Origin of the sequence: Burkholderia sp. 28_3, from assembly GCF_003253915.1 — a bacterium.
Classification (GTDB): Bacteria; Pseudomonadota; Gammaproteobacteria; order Burkholderiales; family Burkholderiaceae; genus Burkholderia; species Burkholderia cenocepacia.
In genome coordinates, this window is sequence record NZ_QKZF01000007.1 from 222,322 (window position 1) to 240,392 (window position 18,071).

Sequence of the window (18,071 nt, forward strand, 5' to 3'; positions counted from 1 at the left end):
ATCGCGCGCCGGTTCGAGAACAATGCGGGTCCCGTGTCGCGGACCGATACGCGCTGCGCGCGCCCACGCCGGTACGGACATCACCTACTTTTGACGGCCGGCGTCGAATCGTTATGCTGTTTTCGGCGCACGGCGAGACCGGGCCCGGCCGGCGGCTTCGCCGGCCGGGCCGACGGACACGCGATCAGCGCGAGGAGAACACGAACAGCATGGCGCCGATGGACAGCAGACAACCGGCCCGCCCGCCGGACCCCGATGCGATCGAAGTGCTGGTGCGCACCAAGCTGGCGCCGGCGTCGGCCCGCGGTATCGTGGCGCGCATCGCGCGGCTCGGCCGGCTCAGGCGCGGCCTCGACCGCCGGCTGACGCTCGTGTGCGCGCCGGCCGGATATGGCAAGACCACGCTGCTGGCGGAATGGCGCCACGCGCTGGTGGCGTCGGACGTCAAAGTCGCGTGGGTGAGTCTCGACCAGGACGACGACAACGCGTCGATCTTCGCGTCCTACGTGGTCGCCGCGATCGTCGACGCAACCGGCGGTGTCGGCGCCCGCGCGCAGCAGTTGTTGCGCGATCGCGCGCTGATTCCGCTGAAGACCGTCTTCGACGAACTGCTCAACGAACTGGACAGCGCGGGCGTCGACCTGTTCCTGATGCTCGACGACTTCGATCGCCTCGCGTCGCCGGTCATTCACGACGCGATGTTCGACCTGCTGCGCTACGCGCCGTCGAACCTGCACGTCGTGCTGGCGTGCCGCTCGGTACCCGCGCTGCCGCTCAGCTATTTCGAATCGCGCGACGAACTCGTGCGGGTGGACGAGCACGACCTGCGTTTCGACGACACGGAGACGCGTGCGTTCTTCGAGCGGGTGGCCGGCAAGCCGCTCAATGCGGACAACGTCGCGCGTCTGCGCGCGGCGACCGAAGGCTGGGTGTCGGGCCTGCAACTGGCGGCCCTGGCGCTGCACGACGACAGCGACGCGGCGCGCGTGGCCGAGCAGGTCAGCCACGCGCGTGCCGGCATTGCCGCGTACCTGAACGACAACGTGATGACGCAGGTGCCGGACGCGATCCGCCACTTCCTGCTGCATACGGCGGTGCTCGACCGGATGACGCCGGCGCTGTGCGATGCGCTGACCGGCCGCGACGATGCGCTCGATTGCCTCGAATGGCTGAATGCGCACAACCTGTTCATCCGGTCGATCGACGGTGACCGGCGGCGCTACCGCTATCACGCGCTGTTCCTGCAATACCTGCGGGAGGAACTGGCGCTGCGCGAGCCCGGCGCGGTGGCCACGCTGCATCGTCGCGCGAGCGCCTGGTACGCGGACGAGCGGCAATGGCCGGACGCCGTCAGGCACGCGCTCGCGGCGGGCGACTTCGATGCGGCCGCCGGCTGGGTCGAGGCGTGCGCGATGAAGCTCATCGCGTCGAGCGACGTGCGCACGGTGCTCGACTGGGTGTCGCGCCTGCCCGGGCAGGCGCTGGCGGGCCGCCTGCGGTTGCGGATCGCGCATACGTGGGCGCTCGCGCTGTCGATGCAGATGGTCGAGGCGCGCCGCGCGCTGGAAGCGCTGGAAGCCGACATCGCGACCGGGCGACTCGATACCGATGCCGTCACGGCGACCGAACTGTTGGCCGTGCGCTCGCTGATCGCCGGGCTGTCGGATCACAGCATCGAATCGCTGCAGCTCGGCGAGCGCGTACTCGCGGCCGCGCCGCCGGCCGGTTCGTGGGTCGAGCAGATCGGGCAGACGACGCTGATCTTCGGGCTCGGCTACGCGGGCCGCCTCGGCGACGTGCGGGATCTCGGCGCGCGCGCGGAACACGCTGCGTCCGGACACGAGCCGCTTTACGCGAACGTGTACCGCCAGAACATGTCGGGCCTGGCCGAGTTCGTCGCGGGCCGGCTGCACGACGCGTCGAAGACGTTCGAGACGGCGCTGCATGCCGCCGAACGATCGGCGGGTCGCCTGTCGGCCGCGACGGCGCTGTCGGCCGGCTATCTGTCGGCGATCTATTACGAATGGAACGACTGGGCGAAGGTGCGCGACGCGCAGGCCGACCGCTTCGACATCGCGATGCAGGCGTGCTCGCTCGGGCCGTTGCTGAGGTTCATGCAGACGGCCGCGCTGCTGCAATTCCAGTCGGGAAACGATGCGCGCGCGCACGACATGCTGGACGAAGCCGATCGCGTCGCGTGCAGCCGGCAATGGCTGCGGCTGCGCGTCGCGTGCATGGCGACCGGTATCCGGCTGCATCTGGCCGCCGGCAAGCCGACGCAAGCCCATCGCGTGGGGCGGGCGCTGGCGTCGCTGGTGTCGCCCGTGCCGCCGGACGAAGCGTCGAGCCACGTCGAGACGTGGCAGATGGCGCAATCCGCGCAGGCCAGGCTGCTGCTCGCCGATGCGCGCGCGAGCGAGGCGGCCCAGCGCATGGCGACCGTGCACGCGGTGCTGGCCGCACGTGGGTTCGACTGGTTCGCGGCGCAGGCGGCCGTGCTGCTTGCGATCGCGCTCGACCAGGCGGGCGACGAAAGCGCGGCGCTCGCGGCGTTGGCGCGCGCGCTCGAATACGGCCAGGGCAACGGACTCGTCCGAACCTTCGTCGACGAAGGGGCCGCGGCCGAGCGCCTGCTGGCGCGCGTACACAGGCGTGCCGACCGCTTTCCGGCGGTCGGCGCATGGTATCTGCGCGATCTGGCCCGTGCGTTCGACGGGCAGCGGCAATCGAACGCCACGCCCGCCACGCGGCAGGGTGGGCCCGGCAACCTCAGCGCACGGGAAGTCGAGATCCTCGACTACGTCGCGCGTGGCCTGTCGAACAAGGAAATCGCCCGTGCGCTGCGGGTCGCGCCGGAGACGATCAAGTGGCACCTGAAGAACGTCTTCGAGAAGCTCAACGTGACGTCGCGCATCCAGGCGGTGCGCAGCGGGCTGGCGCTCGATCCGTCGCGGGTGCGGCGCGACGACGAATGACCGGCCGATACGGTGCCGGCGCGCGTCAGCGGTGCGCGGCGAACGCGGCCACGATCTCGTCGATCGCCGCGCGAATGCGCGCGGTGTGGCGCAGGTCGCGGTGCGTGACGAGCCAGACCTCGTACGGCGACTGCCGCATGCGGTCCGGCCAGATGCGCGTGAGCCCGTCGCGCTCGCCCATGTGGACGGGAATCTCGCCGACGCCGAGGCCCGCGCGCAGCGCCGCGCGCATCATCAGGTTCGAGTTCGTGCGCGTGACGATGCGCCCGCCGTCGATCGGTTCGCCGGCGAGGGTCGGCTTGCGGCTGGCGTCGATGTACGGCTGGTAGACGACGAGATCGTGACCCGCGAACGCGCGGCCGCGCTCGGGCTCGCCGTGCCGGTGCAGATAGTCGGGCGACGCGAACAGGCCCATGTCCCAGCACGCCAGCCGGCGTGCGACCAGATCGGGGTTCTCGGGCCGCACGGTGCGGATGGCGATATCGGCTTCGCGCTTCGCGAGATTCAGGATGTGGGTCGACGTGTTCAGCGCGACGGAGACGTCGGGATGTTTCGCGTGCAGCCGCGCGATCGACGGCATCACGAACTCGATCGCGAGCGCGTCCGTCGTCGTGATCTTCACCTCGCCGGCAAGCCGCCGGTCGACTCCGTGCGTCAGCCGCACCAGCTCGTGCGCGTGCTGCTCCATCGCCTCGGCGGCGCGCAGCGCCAGTTCGCCGACCGGCGTGGGCAGATAGCCTTTCGACGAGCGCAGGAACAGCGTCGCGCCGAGCATGTGCTCGAGCGTCGCGAGCCGCCGCCCGACCGTCGCCTGATCGACGCCGAGCGTCTGCGCCGCGCGGCGCAGCGTGCGTTCGCGATGGATCGCGAGAAAGACGCGCGCGTCGTCCCAGTTCATCGTGTGTCCCGACTGATGCATTTTTGCATTCCCCGACCGGTAAATCGCTGCGTGCCCGCCAGCGGCATCGCCCATAGACTGGCTTCACACACATGGCGATGCCGCGATTCGAGGATGGCCCGCGAATCGGCCGCGCATCGACGAACGTTGAGGATCATATCGTGATTGATGACGCGAACCCCCTTCCCACCCACATGACCGCGATCGAAATCGTGCGTCCCGGCGGCCCCGACGTGCTCGTGCCGGCGACCCGCGCCGTACCGGTGCCAGGCCCCGACGACGTGCTGATCCGGATTCATGCGGCCGGCGTCAACGGCCCGGACGTGTTCCAGCGCAAGGGGCTGTACGATCCGCCGCCCGGCGCGTCCGACATTCCCGGCCTCGAGATCGCCGGCGAAATCGTCGCGGTCGGCCGCGACGTCACGCGGTTCGCCGTCGGCGATCGCGTCTGCGCGCTGATTCCCGGTGGCGGCTACGCGGAATACGCGGTGGCGAACGAGAGCAACACGCTCGCGATTCCCGACGGCCTCGGGATGGCCGAGGCGGCGGCGCTGCCGGAGACCTTCATGACGGTCTGGCTGAACCTGTTCCAGCGCGGCCGGTTGTCGCCCGGCGAAAGCGTGCTGATCCACGGCGGCGCGTCGGGCATCGGCACGACGGCGACGATGCTGGCGAAGGCGTTCGGCGCGTCGACGATCATCACGACCGTCGGGTCGGACGCGCAACGCGACGCGAGCATGCGGCTCGGCGCGGATCTCGCGATCGACTATCGCAGCGAGGATTTCGTCGAGGCGGTCGCGCGCTTCACGGGCGGCAAGGGCGTCGACGTGATCGTCGACATCATCGCGGGCGACTACGTCGCGCGCAATTTCGCGGCGGCCGCGATGAACGGGCGCATCGTGCAGATCGGCGTGATCAATGGCCCCGCGAAGGCGCTCGACCTGTTTCCGATGCTGACGAAGCGGCTCACGCACATCGGCTCGACGCTGCGCTCGCGCACTTACGCGGAGAAGGCGCAGATCATTCGCGAGCTCGAGGAGGCCGTGTGGCCGCTGATCCGGCAAGGCACGGTCAGGCCGCAGGTCTATCGGCTGTTCGATCTGCGCGACGCCCGTGCGGCGCACGAGCTGATGGATTCGGGGCGACATATCGGCAAGATCGTGCTGGCGACGCGGGCCGCGGAGGGATCGCTGCGGGCCGCCGTCGACGCAAACGCCAAGCATTCCACATGATCGGCCTACCCTTCAGCCCCCCGGTCGGGGGGCTGAAGCCGCGGCGGGGATGGTCCGACAATCGGGGCACCGAATGCGTCGCCGCGCCCCGTCGGCGCGTCGCGTGGATGCAGCACCGGACTGGACGATGAGTCGAAATGGACATGCTCGAGAACATGCGGACGTTCGTTCGCGTCGTGCAGGCCGGCAGCTTCTCCGCCGTGGCGAAGCAGACCGATGTCGCGACCGCCCAGGTGTCGAGGGCCGTCGCGAGCCTGGAAGCGTATGCGCAGATTCGTCTGTTGAACCGGACCACCCGGAAAATCGCGCTGACCGACAGCGGACGCCGCTATTTCGAGCGCCTGCAATCGATCCTCGGCGATGTCGACCAGGCGAATGCCGAGGCGAGGAACGCGCTGGTCCGCCCGTACGGACGCCTGCGCGTGCATACGATGCCGGGGCTCGGGCAGAGCCATGTGACCGCGTTGGCCGTCGCCTATCGGGCGCGCTTTCCCGACGTCGCCATCGAGATGACCTATTCGCAACGGATGCCCAATCTCGTCGAGGAAGGCTACGACGTATCGGTCGTCACGGCCGCGAGCCTGCCGGACTCCGCGTGCATCGCGCATTCGTGCGGCACGTCCGTCAGCGTGCTGGTCGCGTCGCCGGCCTACCTCGCCCGCCACGGCGCGCCGGCCGTGCCCGCCGACCTGGCGCGCCATACCTGCCTGCGCCTCGATACGCCGGCGGAAGCGAACGGCGAATGGCTGCTGCACGGCGCGGGCGGCCAGGCGGTGTCGCATGCGGTCACGGCCGCGCCGTTCCACGCGAATGCGCCGGAGGCGATGTCGATCGCGCTGCGCGCGGGGCTGGGCATCGGTTCGCTCGCGATCTATTCGGCGATCGACGACCTGCGCAGCGGGCGGCTCGTGCGCGTGCTGCCGGACTACCGGTTGACGATGCTCGACGTGTACGCGATGTATGCGTCGCGCCGCTTCCTGGACGCGAAGGTCCGCACCTTCGTCGATCATCTGCGCGCGACGCTGTCGCCCGCGCTGAAAGCCGACGCGCGCGCGCTGGACGCGCTCGCGGCGCCGCACGGCCGCGAGCATGCCCGTGCGTTGTCGGGCGTCACGGCCTGACGGCCGGCCCATCCGTCGTACCCGTTCGTTCCTGTCGAGGAGAATCCGATGAAGTCTCGTTTTGCAATCGTCGTTGCAGGTTTCGTTGCGCTGTCGCCGCTGGCCGCTCACGCACAGTCCGCCCCGTCCGCTGCGCCCGCCGAGCAGGCGGCGCCGGCAACCGCGTCGCCGCGTGCGGCGAAGAAAGCCGAGCGCGCGGCCGACCGCGCATTCGCGAAGAAGGTCCGTCAGGCCATCGTGAGGGCGCCCGGCGTCGGCAATGCGCAGGTCACCGTGTTCGCGAAGGCGAAGACGGGCGACGTGACACTGGCCGGGCAGATCGCCGACGAGTCCCAGGACCGGGCCGCGGTGGACGCGGCCCGTCAGGTACCGGGCGTGACGTCGGTGAAGAGCAAGCTCCAGTTGCGCCTGGAGGGTGGCCAGTAACGGAAAGGGTTGACGGCATCGGGTGCATGTCTTTGCGGGTTTCGTCGTGTAAAGAATCCACGGCGAAGGCTCGGGAAGGCACGCACCCGTGCCGGCTGCGACGCGTCCCGCCGCCGGTGGCGGGGGCGTCAGATGCGACCGAGCAGCACCAGTATCACGACAATGACGACGATCAGCCCGACGGTACCCGATGGCCAGTAGCCCCAGCTTCGGCTGTGCGGCCATGCAGGAAATGCTCCGATGAGCAGCAGAATCAGAACGATGATGAGGATCGTACCGAGCATCGCATCCCTCCTGGATTTATTCGACACGGTGTCGGCTGTCGCAATTCGCGTGCCGCGATGTGGGGCCGATGAAAACCGGCGCAAGCGCATCGTCTGAATCGGAGAAATTCATGCGATGAATACCGACTGATTCAGAAAATAAATTTCAAAAATGCGGGCCCGGTCGCTATGCTGGGCCTTCGGTTTTCCCTCAGGCGAGCGCAATGGCTGAACTCTTTCTGGTACGGCACGGGCAGGCGTCGTTCGGCACCGACGACTACGACCGGCTTTCCGCGGCGGGCGACCAGCAGGGCGTCTGGCTCGGCGAATACTTCGCGCGGCAGGGGCTGACGTTCGACCGCGTGATCTGCGGCACGATGAACCGCCATGCGCAGACGGTCGCCGCGATCCTGCGCGGAATGGACCGCGAAGGCGTCGCGGTCGACCGCCATCCGGGCCTGAACGAATACGATTTCCACGGGCTGTTCGCGGCCGCCGCCAGCGACTACCCGGAAATCGCGCGGCTCGCGGCCGGCTCGATGAAGGAACATTTCCGCGCGCTCCGGCAGGTGCTGCAGCTGTGGACCGAGGACAAGCTCGGCGATGCGGCTCCCGAAACCTGGGCCCATTTCCAGCAGCGCGTGGCCGACGCGCGCGCCGCGATCCGCCACGGCGGCGGCCAGCGCGTGCTGGCGGTGAGCTCCGGCGGCCCGATCGCGGTCACCGTGCAGCAGGTGCTCGCGGCGCCGCCGTCCAGCGCGATCGCGCTGAACCTGCAGATCCGCAACAGCAGTCTTTCGCAGTTTTTCTTCAACGCCGAGGCGTTCCACCTCGCGTCGTTCAACGGCATCCCGCATCTGGAGGATCCCGAACGACACGCGCTGCGCACCTACGGCTGACCCACGAACGATCGCGACGATGACGAACCCTTCCCAGCAACTCGACGTAGCCCGCCTCACGCGCTATCTGGAAACGCACGTGCCGGGCTTCGAAGGCCCGGTCGACACGGAGAAGTTTGCCGGCGGCCAGTCGAATCCGACTTTCCTGCTGAATGCGAAGAGCGGCCGCTACGTGCTGCGCCGCCAGCCGCCGGGCGAACTGCTGAAATCCGCGCACGCGGTCGACCGCGAATTCCGCGTGCTGACCGCGCTGTCGGGCACCGCGGTGCCGGTCGCGCACCCGTATCACCTGTGCGAAGACCGCGACGTGATCGGCAGCCTGTTCTACGTGATGAGTTTCGAGGATGGCCGGATCTTCTGGGATCCCGCGCTGCCCGAACTGCCGAAGGCCGAGCGCGCGACCTGCTACGACGCGCTGCTGCAGACGATGGCCGCGCTGCACGACGTCGATGTCGATGCGGTGGGCCTCGCCGACTACGGCCGCCCGGGCAACTACTTCGAACGCCAGATCGGCGTGTGGACGAAGCAGTATCGCGCGGCCGAAACCGGCCGCCTCGACGCGATGGAGACGCTGATCGACTGGCTGCCGAAAGCATGCCCCGAGGACACGGGCCGGCCGGCGCTGGTGCACGGCGATTTCCGGATCGACAACCTGATGTTCGCGCGCGACGGCTATCGCGTGCAGGCCGTGCTCGACTGGGAGCTGTCGACGCTCGGCAACCCGCTCGCCGATCTCGCGTATTTCTGCATGTGCCTGCGGCTGCCGTCGGGCGGCCAGGTGCGCGGGCTCGCGGGCCAGGATCGCGCGGCACTCGGGATTCCGGACGAAGCGGCGATCGTCGCGCGCTACTGCGAGCTGCGCGGCATCGCGCCGATCCGCGACTGGCATTTCTACCTCGCCTTCAGTTTCTTCCGGCTCGCGGCGATCGCGCAGGGCGTGAAGGCGCGCGCGCTGCAGGGCAACGCATCGAGCGAGCAGGCGCTGCGCGTCGGCGAAATGGCCGGCCGGCTGGCCGAGCTGGCCGTCGGCGTGATCGACGCGCATCGCTGATATCGCCGCGAAGCGTCACGCTCGCCGCGCGGCGACACGACAACCAATCAATGGAGGAGCACAGCAACATGGCAACGAACCTGTTCGACCTGACGGGCAAGATCGCACTGGTGACGGGCGCGAGCCGCGGCATTGGCGAGGAAATCGCGAAGCTGCTCGCCGAACAAGGCGCGCACGTGATCGTGTCGAGCCGCAAGATCGACGACTGCCAGGCGGTTGCGGACGCAATCGTCGCGACGGGCGGCCGCGCCGAGGCGCTCGCGTGCCACGTCGGGCGTCTGGAGGACATCGCCGCGACGTTCGAGCACATCCGCGGCAAGCACGGCCGTCTCGACATCCTCGTGAACAACGCGGCCGCGAACCCGTATTTCGGGCACATCCTCGATACCGATCTCGCCGCGTACGAGAAGACCGTCGACGTGAACATCCGCGGCTACTTCTTCATGTCGGTCGAGGCCGGCAAGCTGATGAAGACGCACGGCGGCGGCGCGATCGTCAACACGGCGTCGGTGAACGCGCTGCAGCCGGGCGACCGGCAAGGCATCTACTCGATCACGAAGGCGGCCGTCGTCAACATGACGAAGGCGTTCGCGAAGGAATGCGGGCCGCTCGGCATCCGCGTGAACGCGCTGCTGCCGGGCCTCACGAAGACGAAGTTCGCGGGCGCGCTGTTCGCCGACAAGGACATCTACGAAACCTGGATGACGAAGATTCCGCTGCGCCGCCACGCGGAGCCGCGCGAAATGGCCGGCACCGTGCTGTATCTCGTGTCGGACGCGGCAAGCTACACGAACGGCGAATGCATCGTCGTCGACGGCGGCCTGACGATCTGAGCGCGCGATGAAACTCGACAGCTACGCCGGCCAGGCCGTGATGATCACCGGCGCCGCGAGCGGCTTCGGCGCGCTGCTCGCGCGCGAGCTCGCCGCGATGGGCGCGCGGCTCGCGCTCGGCGACCTGAACGGCGATGCGCTCGAACGCGTGGCCGCGCCGTTGCGCGCGGGGGGCGCCGACGTGCTCGCGCAGCGCTGCGACGTGCGCATCGAAACGGACGTCGCGTCGCTGGTGCAGGAAGCCGTCGCGCGCTTCGGGCGGCTCGACGTCGGCATCAACAACGCGGGCATCGCCCCGCCGATGAAGGCGCTGATCGACACCGACGAAGCCGATCTCGACCTGAGCTTCGCGGTGAATGCGAAAGGCGTGTTCTTCGGGATGAAGCACCAGATCCGCCAGATGCTCGTGCAGCGCGAAGGCGTGATTCTGAACGTCGCGTCGATGGCCGGGCTCGGCGGCGCGCCGAAGCTGGCCGCGTATGCGGCGTCGAAACATGCGGTGGTCGGGCTCACGAAGACGGCCGCGCTCGAATATGCGCGCCACGGCATCCGCGTGAATGCGGTATGCCCGTTCTACAGCGCGACGCCGATGGTCACCGACAGCGAGATCGGCGAGCGCCAGGAGTTTCTGGCGCAGGGCTCGCCGATGAAGCGGCTCGGCCGTCCGGACGAAATCGTCGCGACGATGCTGATGCTGTGCGCGAAGGAAAACACGTATCTGACCGGGCAGGCCGTCGCCGTCGACGGCGGCGTCTCGGCCTTCTGAACCGAACGAACGGAAACACGGAATCTCGAGGAGTCGATCATGGACTTTGGCTACACCCCGAAAGTGGAAGCACTGCGCGAACGCGTGAGCGCATTCATGGATGCGCACATCGTGCCGCGCATCCGCCAGTGGAACGACGAAGTGCACGCGGGCCAGTATCCGGTGTCGTTCATGGAGGAACTGAAGGAACGCGCGAAGGCGGAAGGGCTGTGGAACCTGTTCCTGCCGCACCTGAAGGACGACGAGCCGGGGATGGGCCTGACGAACCTCGAATACGCGCCGCTCGCCGAGATCATGGGCCGCGTGAGCTGGGCGTCGGAAGTGTTCAACTGCAATGCGCCGGACACCGGCAACATGGAGCTGCTGCACATGTTCGCGACGCCCGAGCAGCGCGAACAGTGGCTGCTGCCGCTCTTGCGCGGCGAGATCCGCTCGGCGTTCGCGATGACGGAGCCCGACGTCGCGTCGTCGGATGCGACCAACATCACGACGCGCATCGAGCGTATCGGCGACGAGTACGTGATCAATGGTCGCAAGTGGTTCATCACCAACGCCGCGCATCCGAACTGCAAGATCTTCATCGTGATGGGCAAGACCGATCCCGACGCCGAGTCGCACCAGCAGCAGAGCATGATCCTCGTGCCGCGCGACACGCCGGGCGTGACGGTCGTGCGCAACATCACGGTGGTCAATCACCACGCGCCGGAAGGACACTGCGAGATCACGTTCGACAACGTGCGGGTGCCGGCGCGCAACCTGCTCGGCGAGGAAGGCAGCGGCTTCGCGCTCGCGCAGGCGCGCCTCGGGCCGGGCCGCATCCACCACTGCATGCGCTCGATCGGCGCGGCCGAGCTGGCGCTGGAGCTGATGGTCGACCGCGCGCAGTCGCGCGTCGCGTTCGGCAAGCCGCTGAACCGGCACGGCACGGTCGGCGAATGGATCGCGCGCTCGCGCATCGAGATCGACCAGGCGCGCCTGCTGGTGCTGAAGGCCGCGTGGATGATCGACAAGGTCGGCGCGAAGGCCGCGCGCAAGGAAATCTCGATGATCAAGGCGCTCGTGCCGACCGTCTATACGGACGTGTGCGACCGCGCGATGCAGGTATTCGGCGCGGCGGGCCTGAGCCCCGATACGCCGCTGGCCGACCTGTGGACCTGGGGCCGCGCGCTGCGCTTCGCCGACGGCCCGGACGAGGTGCACCTGCAGGCGATCGCGCGGATGGAGATCAAGGACGGCGAACCCGGCGCGACCGCGCCGTACCTGACGCCGCCGCCGCGCGACTGAGCGGCGCGCCGGAGAGCGACGTGGGCGAACGGGAGGCGCACGCCGTATTAAGATGCCGGCAAGGAGATCCGGCGATGCGCCTTTCGAAGATTGATCTGAACCTGTTCGTCGTATTCGAGGCGATCTACAACAAGCGCAACCTGACGCGCGCGGCCGAGGTGCTGAACCTCACGCAGCCGGCCGTCAGCAACGCGCTGGCGCGGCTGCGCAAGACGCTGAACGATCCGCTGTTCGTCAGCACGCCGGCCGGGATGATGCCGACGCCGATGGCCGAGAACATCGTCGGCCGCGTGCGCGAGGCGCTGCAACTGCTCGATTCGAGCGCGCATGAAGGCGACGTGTTCGACCCGGCTTCGTCCGAGCGCGTGTTCCGGCTCAGCATGAGCGACCTGACCGAGGCGCTGCTGCTGCCCGCGCTCGGCGAACTGCTGCAGACGCATGCGCCCGGCATGCACGTGCGCAGCTATACGATGGACCGCCGCGAAGTCGCGACCGCGCTCGCGAACGGCTCGGTCGACATCGCGATCGACGCGCCGCTGATCGGCGATCCGCATCTGCACCAGGCGCTGCTGGTGCAGGACCGCTACGCATGCATGATCCGCGACGATCACCCGTTCAACGGCGACACGCTGACCATGGACGACTACCTGTCGATGGGCCACATCCACGTGTCGAGCCGCCGCAAGGGCAGCGGGCACGTCGACGCGGAACTGACGCGGCTCGGGCTGCGCCGCAATATCCAGATGCGCGTGCAGCACTACATGGTCGCGCCGCTGATCGCGATGCGAAGCGATCTCGCGCTGACGGCGCCGCTGCGGCTGCTGCAGCGCTATCCGGCGCGCATTCTGGAACTGCCGTTCGAGATGCCGGGGCTCGACTACTTCTGCTACTGGCATCGCAGCGCCGATCAGGATCAGGGCAGCCAGTGGCTGCGCGAGCAATTGATGACGCTGATGGGCGGGATCGGCGAGGTGCGGTGACGCGCGCGCAGGCGGCTCAATACGATTCGTCGTCGAAGCGTGACGATGCGGGCCGGCGTTTCATGTCCTTCAACCAGTTCCTGACCTGATCCGGATCCTCGAACTCGCGCAGCGTGACGGTCAAATCCTGGTTGCTCCGCTGCATGCCGGCGATGTCGCGCGCAAGCATGCGCAGCACGGTATCGGGTGCGACCTTGGTGGACGGCGCGATCCCGTACGTGCGCCGGAAGTCGTGCTCGACGTGCGCGATCTCCTGATCGAGTTCGCGCAGCTGTTCCTCCAGGATGCCGTTGTAGCGAGTGAGCCGCGCTTCGCCGAGACCGTCGATCGCACACCGGTCGATCTGTTCGATTTCCAGCTGCAGTTCGAGCAACTGGAGCAGATTGCCTTTCTCGTAGGCACGGTTGACCCGCTGCATCAGCACGGTCTTGCGTTGCTGCTCCTGCGGATCGGGTTCGCGATCGGGGTGCAGCGCGCTGGCCAGCTTGCGATAGATCTCGCGGATCGATTTGCTCGATTCGGCCTGCTCGGCTTCGATCCGGGCCTGCGCAGCCGATTGCTTCGGTGCCTTCTTGCGCTTGGCGCGCCGCGCCTCGCGGGCCGTATGGGCGGCCATGTCGCGCTCGAACTGGGCGTCGAGTTCAGCCTGCATGCGTGCCGCGAGTTCGTCGGGCGACAGCGTGTCGAGATCTTCTGGCGGTTGCGGCTCGGGTTCCCGTTCCCGTCCCGGTTTGGCGGGCTCGGGAGCGCCTGCCGCGTGGCCGGTGTGCGCGGGTCCGGCATGCCGGTCGTAGATGATTTTCAACGTCGCGTCGTCGCTGACGTCGAGCAAATCGCGCGCCATGTCGACGATCAGGTCCGACAGCGTGCGCTGCTCGGCCTTGCTCAGGCCCTTCTGCAGGAACGCGTCGTCGAGCAGATGGATCAGCCGGATGCGCAGCGCAGTCGCTTCCTGTTCGAGCGGCAGCAGAGCGTCGACGAACTTCTTCTGGAACGCCGGCATCGCGGCTTCCCACGCGCCGAGCCGCTCGCGCCGCGTCTCGATCTGCTTGACGAGCGTATTGAACGTTTGCTGGGCTTTCGACAGGCTGGCTGGCTCGTGGCCGGGTGCGATGGCGACCGCGGCACCGCGACGTGCGGTCATGATGAGTGTCCTCCGGCCGCGGCGGGACGCGCGGCAGGCCGGTATTTTAGCCGCATGCCCGCGGGGCGGCGCGGAACGGGGGGCTTCCTCTCGGCGACCGGCGGCGCGTCAGTGCGCCACGGCCGCCGCTGCCGGCGCGCCGGAATCCGAACCCGGTGCGCCGTTCGGGCCGTAGCCCGCTTCGGCATTCTTGTGTTCGGCGAGGCGCTTCGCGGCCAGGCGTTCCTGCGCGGCGACGATGTCGTCCGGATAGCTGTCGCCGTCGCCGATCGACGGGTTGTAGCCGACCGATTCGAGGTCCAGCAACTCCTGGCGCACTTGCGCGCGGGTGAGCGTCGAGTGGGACGACGACTGCGCGTACGACAGGGTCGGTGCGGCAAGCAGCGCGGTGGCGGTAGTGGTGACGGCGGCGATGGTAACGATGAGCGATTTCACGATTTCCTCAGACGGTTTCGTTGCGATTCGGCGTACCTGCGGCAGGCCGCCAGATCGATGGAGCAAGTTTAGGAACCCGGAACGGCCGGATAAACGGCGATTCCTGGCGAGCTGTGTTCCAGAATGCGTGAGAGTGCGCAATGCGCATGCCGGGGCGATCACGCATCGGCGATGGCTGCGGCGGTGCTTGCCGCATGGGCCGTTCCTGACGCGTGTGGTGAGGCGACCCTGATTGCATCAATCGTGTCGCTCGGGCCGGCCCGGCTCAGCGGCAGGTACGTGCATCGGTCGCGAGGCCAATGATCCGGCATGCGGCCGGAGCGACCGGTCGGCGCGGCGTCAAAGCTGGACGCCTGATCGAGGCAATCGGTTTTACTTGTCGTGCGGCAGGTGGGGACGTGCGAATGCCGACCGATGCGGCTTCGGATCGATCCGCAGACTCATGGTCGACGCGCGATGAATGGCCTGCAAGGCTCGGTTGCGTGCGCAACCGGGACGGGCTGGAGGGTGACTCGTCAATCGCCGAACAACTGCCCCTGCCCCGAGATCACGCGTTCGAAATCGTCGCGCAGGAACGGCAGGATCGCATCGGCGACGGGCTGAAGCTGGCGGCTCAGGTAGAACGCATAGTCGATCGGCGAGCGCATCGTTTCGAGCGGCTCGGGGCCGGCCGTCGTCATCACGTAGCTGATCCATCCGCCGCGCTGATACTGCAGCGGCCGGCCCTGCGCATGATTGAACTCGTCGGCGATGCGCGCCGCGCGCACGTGCGGCGGTACGTTGCGCTCGTATTCGCGCAGCGGCCGGCGCACGCGCTTGCGGTACACGAGCTGATCGTCGAATTCGCCGGCCAGCGTGCGCCGCACGTAGTCGCGAATGAAATCCTGATACGGTTCGCGCCTGAACACGCGCCGGTACAACTCGCGCTGAAACTGTTGCGCGAGCGGCGTCCAGTCGGTGCGCACTGTTTCGAGCCCCTTGAACACGAGATCCTCGCCGCCGTCGGCCGTCGCCGCGAGGCCCGCATAGCGCTTCTTGCTGCCTTCTTCCGCGCCGCGCACGGTCGGCATCAGGAAGCGGCGGTAATGCCGCTCGTATTGCAGCTCCAGCGCGCTGTCGAGCCCGAACTGTTCGCGCAGGTGCGCTTGCCACCAGCGATTCACGTGCTCGACCAGCGCCCGACCCTTCGCGCCGGCTTCGTCGTCGTCATGCGCGCGGCCGAGCCATACGAACGTCGAATCGGTATCGCCGTAAATCACTTCGTAACCCTGAGCTTCGATCAGCTTGCGCGTGCGGTGCATGATCTCGTGGCCGCGCATCGTGATCGACGATGCGAGGCGCGGGTCGAAGAAGCGGCAGCCGGTCGAGCCGAGCACGCCGTAAAACGAATTCATGATGATCTTCAGCGCCTGCGACAGCGGTGCGTTGCGCTGCCGCTTCGCGTCGTCGCGGCCTTCCCACACGCGCCGCACGATGTCGGGCAGGCAGTGCGCGGTGCGCGAGAAACGCGCGCCGAGAAAACCGGGCACCGATGTGTCGTCGGCGGGGTGCGCGAGCCCCTCGATCAGCCCGACCGGATCGATCAGGAACGTGCGGATGATCGACGGATAGAGGCTCTTGTAGTCGAACACGAGCACCGAGTCGTACAGCCCGGGGCGCGAATCCATCACGAAGCCGCCGGGGCTGTTCTGCCCCGTCACGTCGCCGAGGTTCGGCGCGACATAGCCGAGCCGATGCATGCGCGGCAGGTACAGGTGCGTGAACGCCGCGACCGACCCGCCGGTGCGATCGGCCGCGAGACCCGTGACGCTTGCGCGTTCGAGCGCGAAGGACAGCAGGTCGGCCTTGTCGAAGATGCGCGTGACGAGCTCGCAATCCTTCAGGTTGTAGCGCGCGAGCGCGGGCTTGTCGTGATCGAAGCGGCGCTGGATCTCGTCCATCCGCTGATACGGATTGTCGATCGACTTGCCTTCGCCGAGCAGAGACTGCGACACGTATTCGAGGCTGAACGACGGGAAGGTCCACGTCGCGGATTTCAGCATGTCGATGCCGTCGAGGATCAGCCGGCCGGCCGCGCCCGCGAAGAAGTGGTCGGGCTGCTGGCCGTGCGCGCGCCAGTCGAGCACGCTGCCGCCGCGTCCGAGTTTCAGCGGCACGCCGTATTGCTCCGCGTGCGCGTGCAGGATGCGCAGGTCGAACTGCACGAGATTCCAGCCGATCACCGCATCGGGATCGTGCTCGTCGAACCAGTCGTTCAGCCGCGCGAGCATCGCGGGCCGGCTGTCGCAGTAGTCGAGATTGAAATCGAGCGTGCCGGTGCTATCGCGTTCGTCGCCGTTCGGCGGGCCGAGCATGTAGACCTGGCGCTGACCGCAACCTTCGAGCGCGATCGAGTACAGCTCGCCGTGGACGCTGGTTTCGATGTCGAGCGACACGCAGCGCAGCGCGGGGCGGTAACCGGTCGCCGGCTTCAGCTCGCCGCCGGTCAGCGTGCCGTCGCGGCCGGGCTGGCCGCGAAACTCGACGCAGGCGGTGATGAAGCGCTCCATCGCGTAGCGGTCGGGCGGCTGCACGTCGGCTTCGTAGACGTCGACGCCGGCGGCGGCCAGGCGTTTCTGGAGCCCGGACAGATGGCGGTAGCGCTTGCAATAGAGGCCGACGACCGGGCGCTGCCGGAAGTCGCGCAGCGCGAGCGGCCGCAACTCGGCGTCGCGCTCGCCGGCCAGCGTGCGCTCGGCGAGCGCCTGCTGCTCGGCGGGGATGAACGCGACGGCTTCCTGCGGGCGCAACCGCACGCGGCGCGGGCCGTGTCCGGTTGCCAGCCAGAACTCGATCTCGATGCCGGATGCGGTGTCCCGCCAGTGGCGGGTAAGGATGAAGCCCTGCTCGAACGCCGTCAAAACGCTTGCTCGTCGTGGATGCTCAGGCGGCGGATTTTAGCGCCTGGAAGCGCTTCGCGCCGGCGGTGGTCGATGGCACCAGGTGGCAGGAAGCCGGAGCGTCACGACGGCCGCATCAGCACGCGCATGCCCGGCGCGATCTTCTGCGTGACTTCGCCGAACGCGGTGGTGTCGACGCGCGCGGACGCCTGCCGGTCGGCCGGCGACAACCGGTCGCGCGGCTGGACGACGATCTCGCGCATCTTGTCGGGGATGCCGTCGAATACGTCCCGGGTCGTTTTTTCCCAGTTCTTCGCCATCTTCAACCACGACTGCAGATACCGGATCGGCGTGGCGCCCTTCAGGAAGCTGGTGATTTCCGGATGATTCGGATCGTAAGACGACCGGAAGTACTGCCCGAGTTCGGTCGCGATCTTGTCGAATCGCAGCGACTCGGCCACGCAGAACACGACGAGCGATTGCGCGAGGAAACGATCATCGGGCGTGAGCATGCGTTTGTCGCCGTCGGGTGTGCGCAGCAGGCCGCGAATCGCGCTATCGAGCGAGAAGCCGCGCACCGCGTCGCTCCCACTGGTGGCGATCGCATCGAACGGCATCCGGTCGAGATTGTGCGAGTAGTTTTCGAACGGATGACCGCCGATCAACTCGACGTACAGGTCGCGCGTACGCATGTTGAGCACGAGCGGTGTGCCGCCGGTGCTGGGAAGCAGGCTGATCGTAAACGAAGGCGGCGCCGCATTCGAACAGATCCGGTAGTACGTGTTGTCGTAGCGGATCAGGTTCGTGTGTTCGGTAACGGCGTCGCGAATGGCATCGATCTGGGTGTCCCAGGTGCGCCCGACACGCAAGATGAAATTCATGGAG

Annotated in this window: 16 protein-coding genes; 10 read left to right on the plus strand and 6 right to left on the minus strand. The window is 67.9% G+C overall.

The features are described 5' to 3' along the window. Positions 1 to 209 precede the first annotated feature (209 nt). Positions 210 to 2,975 carry a LuxR C-terminal-related transcriptional regulator gene (locus DFS13_RS17845; RefSeq protein WP_111441937.1) on the plus strand — a complete coding sequence of 922 codons (2,766 nt, stop codon included), beginning with the start codon at positions 210 to 212 and terminating at the stop codon, positions 2,973 to 2,975. A 25-nt stretch (positions 2,976 to 3,000) separates the two neighbouring features. On the opposite strand, the gene DFS13_RS17850 is transcribed toward DFS13_RS17845, so the two are convergent. Continuing rightward, entirely contained in the window at positions 3,001 to 3,873 is an 873-nt protein-coding gene (locus DFS13_RS17850; protein ID WP_058903558.1) for a LysR family transcriptional regulator, read from the minus strand. A 92-nt stretch (positions 3,874 to 3,965) separates the two neighbouring features. Between DFS13_RS17850 and DFS13_RS17855 the strand changes: the two genes are divergently transcribed. The 3 genes from DFS13_RS17855 to DFS13_RS17865 all read left to right on the plus strand — a co-directional run bounded on the left by DFS13_RS17855 (position 3,966) and on the right by DFS13_RS17865 (position 6,652). Beyond that, complete coding sequence (locus DFS13_RS17855; RefSeq protein ID WP_181461617.1) at positions 3,966 to 5,105, plus strand: NAD(P)H-quinone oxidoreductase; 1,140 nt, start codon at positions 3,966 to 3,968, stop codon at positions 5,103 to 5,105. 137 nt (positions 5,106 to 5,242) lie between these two features. Further along, on the plus strand, positions 5,243 to 6,226 hold the full coding sequence (locus DFS13_RS17860; protein ID WP_111441938.1) for a LysR family transcriptional regulator: 984 nt from the start codon (positions 5,243 to 5,245) through the stop codon (positions 6,224 to 6,226). A gap of 48 nt (positions 6,227 to 6,274) precedes the next feature. Next, entirely contained in the window at positions 6,275 to 6,652 is a 378-nt protein-coding gene (locus tag DFS13_RS17865; RefSeq protein ID WP_111441939.1) for a BON domain-containing protein, read from the plus strand. Positions 6,653 to 6,780: 128 nt separating this feature from the next. On the opposite strand, the gene DFS13_RS17870 is transcribed toward DFS13_RS17865, so the two are convergent. Further along, positions 6,781 to 6,936 (minus strand): DUF3309 family protein, encoded by a 156-nt coding sequence (locus tag DFS13_RS17870; RefSeq protein ID WP_006483086.1) that lies wholly within the window; start codon positions 6,934 to 6,936, stop codon positions 6,781 to 6,783. 203 nt (positions 6,937 to 7,139) lie between these two features. Here DFS13_RS17870 and DFS13_RS17875 point away from each other — a divergent pair, with 203 nt between their 5' ends. From DFS13_RS17875 to DFS13_RS17900, 6 genes are all read left to right on the plus strand, one after another. After that, positions 7,140 to 7,814 carry a histidine phosphatase family protein gene (locus DFS13_RS17875; RefSeq protein WP_006483087.1) on the plus strand — a complete coding sequence of 225 codons (675 nt, stop codon included), beginning with the start codon at positions 7,140 to 7,142 and terminating at the stop codon, positions 7,812 to 7,814. Positions 7,815 to 7,833: 19 nt separating this feature from the next. Next, positions 7,834 to 8,865: a phosphotransferase gene (locus DFS13_RS17880; protein ID WP_006483113.1), complete on the plus strand. Its 1,032-nt coding sequence runs from the start codon at positions 7,834 to 7,836 to the stop codon at positions 8,863 to 8,865. Between the two features lie 68 nt (positions 8,866 to 8,933). Then, complete coding sequence (locus tag DFS13_RS17885; protein WP_060212249.1) at positions 8,934 to 9,698, plus strand: SDR family oxidoreductase; 765 nt, start codon at positions 8,934 to 8,936, stop codon at positions 9,696 to 9,698. Positions 9,699 to 9,705: 7 nt separating this feature from the next. Next, the gene (locus tag DFS13_RS17890; RefSeq protein WP_006494539.1) at positions 9,706 to 10,464 is read left to right on the plus strand and encodes an SDR family NAD(P)-dependent oxidoreductase; all 759 of its coding nucleotides are present in this window, start codon (positions 9,706 to 9,708) and stop codon (positions 10,462 to 10,464) included. A 39-nt stretch (positions 10,465 to 10,503) separates the two neighbouring features. Then, positions 10,504 to 11,748 carry an acyl-CoA dehydrogenase family protein gene (locus tag DFS13_RS17895; RefSeq protein WP_006483083.1) on the plus strand — a complete coding sequence of 415 codons (1,245 nt, stop codon included), beginning with the start codon at positions 10,504 to 10,506 and terminating at the stop codon, positions 11,746 to 11,748. 74 nt (positions 11,749 to 11,822) lie between these two features. Beyond that, positions 11,823 to 12,728 carry a LysR family transcriptional regulator gene (locus DFS13_RS17900; protein WP_006483110.1) on the plus strand — a complete coding sequence of 302 codons (906 nt, stop codon included), beginning with the start codon at positions 11,823 to 11,825 and terminating at the stop codon, positions 12,726 to 12,728. A 16-nt stretch (positions 12,729 to 12,744) separates the two neighbouring features. Here the strand turns inward: DFS13_RS17900 and DFS13_RS17905 are convergent, their stop codons facing one another. The 4 genes from DFS13_RS17905 to DFS13_RS17920 form a co-directional block, all read right to left on the minus strand. Further along, positions 12,745 to 13,872 carry a J domain-containing protein gene (locus DFS13_RS17905; protein ID WP_111441940.1) on the minus strand — a complete coding sequence of 376 codons (1,128 nt, stop codon included), beginning with the start codon at positions 13,870 to 13,872 and terminating at the stop codon, positions 12,745 to 12,747. A gap of 108 nt (positions 13,873 to 13,980) precedes the next feature. Beyond that, on the minus strand, positions 13,981 to 14,307 hold the full coding sequence (locus DFS13_RS17910; protein ID WP_006483102.1) for a DUF4148 domain-containing protein: 327 nt from the start codon (positions 14,305 to 14,307) through the stop codon (positions 13,981 to 13,983). A 515-nt stretch (positions 14,308 to 14,822) separates the two neighbouring features. Then, positions 14,823 to 17,207, minus strand: coding sequence for a DNA polymerase II (locus DFS13_RS17915; RefSeq protein ID WP_111441941.1), 2,385 nt, complete (start codon positions 17,205 to 17,207; stop codon positions 14,823 to 14,825). 101 nt (positions 17,208 to 17,308) lie between these two features. Continuing rightward, positions 17,309 to 18,067, minus strand: coding sequence for a hypothetical protein (locus tag DFS13_RS17920; protein WP_006483080.1), 759 nt, complete (start codon positions 18,065 to 18,067; stop codon positions 17,309 to 17,311). Between the last annotated feature and the right edge of the window lie 4 nt (positions 18,068 to 18,071).

Coding starts and splice junctions, on each gene's coding strand:
- DFS13_RS17845 (WP_111441937.1), top strand. CDS start 210: ATGGCGCCGATGGACAGCAGACAACCGGCCCGCCCGCCGGACCCCGAT.
- DFS13_RS17850 (WP_058903558.1), bottom strand. CDS start 3,873: ATGAACTGGGACGACGCGCGCGTCTTTCTCGCGATCCATCGCGAACGC.
- DFS13_RS17855 (WP_181461617.1), top strand. CDS start 3,966: ATGGCGATGCCGCGATTCGAGGATGGCCCGCGAATCGGCCGCGCATCG.
- DFS13_RS17860 (WP_111441938.1), top strand. CDS start 5,243: ATGGACATGCTCGAGAACATGCGGACGTTCGTTCGCGTCGTGCAGGCC.
- DFS13_RS17865 (WP_111441939.1), top strand. CDS start 6,275: ATGAAGTCTCGTTTTGCAATCGTCGTTGCAGGTTTCGTTGCGCTGTCG.
- DFS13_RS17870 (WP_006483086.1), bottom strand. CDS start 6,936: ATGCTCGGTACGATCCTCATCATCGTTCTGATTCTGCTGCTCATCGGA.
- DFS13_RS17875 (WP_006483087.1), top strand. CDS start 7,140: ATGGCTGAACTCTTTCTGGTACGGCACGGGCAGGCGTCGTTCGGCACC.
- DFS13_RS17880 (WP_006483113.1), top strand. CDS start 7,834: ATGACGAACCCTTCCCAGCAACTCGACGTAGCCCGCCTCACGCGCTAT.
- DFS13_RS17885 (WP_060212249.1), top strand. CDS start 8,934: ATGGCAACGAACCTGTTCGACCTGACGGGCAAGATCGCACTGGTGACG.
- DFS13_RS17890 (WP_006494539.1), top strand. CDS start 9,706: ATGAAACTCGACAGCTACGCCGGCCAGGCCGTGATGATCACCGGCGCC.
- DFS13_RS17895 (WP_006483083.1), top strand. CDS start 10,504: ATGGACTTTGGCTACACCCCGAAAGTGGAAGCACTGCGCGAACGCGTG.
- DFS13_RS17900 (WP_006483110.1), top strand. CDS start 11,823: ATGCGCCTTTCGAAGATTGATCTGAACCTGTTCGTCGTATTCGAGGCG.
- DFS13_RS17905 (WP_111441940.1), bottom strand. CDS start 13,872: ATGACCGCACGTCGCGGTGCCGCGGTCGCCATCGCACCCGGCCACGAG.
- DFS13_RS17920 (WP_006483080.1), bottom strand. CDS start 18,067: ATGAATTTCATCTTGCGTGTCGGGCGCACCTGGGACACCCAGATCGAT.